The organism is Rhodococcus sp. IEGM 1351 (genome assembly GCF_030056875.1).
Lineage (GTDB): Bacteria > Actinomycetota > Actinomycetes > Mycobacteriales > Mycobacteriaceae > Rhodococcus_F > Rhodococcus_F opacus.
Genome location: NZ_JASHKU010000115.1, coordinates 1 through 343, shown reverse-complemented (window position 1 = coordinate 343; position 343 = coordinate 1). Strand labels below are relative to the sequence as shown.

General features: G+C 65.6%; 1 protein-coding gene. It reads left to right on the top strand.

Annotation, left to right across the window (positions count from 1 at the left end):
• Positions 1 to 343: transposase (locus QM806_RS41020; protein WP_283295066.1), on the top strand; the 343-nt coding region annotated here is incomplete at both ends.

Genomic DNA, 343 nt, shown 5'->3' with positions numbered 1-343 from the left:
GGGGGATCGCTGACCGGTCCCAGTCCGGTCGACCGCGGCAAGAAGGGATCGAAGATCCACGTCCTGTCCGAAACGAATGGAATCCCACTGGTCGTGGGCGTGACCGGGGCGAACACCCACGACAGCACGATGCTGCAACCATTGGTGGCAGCGATTCCGGCGGTGAAGTCCAGGCGCGGACCACGCCGACGCAAGCCGGGAAGGCTTCGCGCCGACAAGGGCTACGACTACGACATTCACCGACGGTGGCTGCGCGAACGAGGCATCGTCCCGCGGATCGCCCGCCGTGGCATTGAGCGAAACGATCGCCTCGGCCGGTACCGGTGGAAGATCGAACGCACCA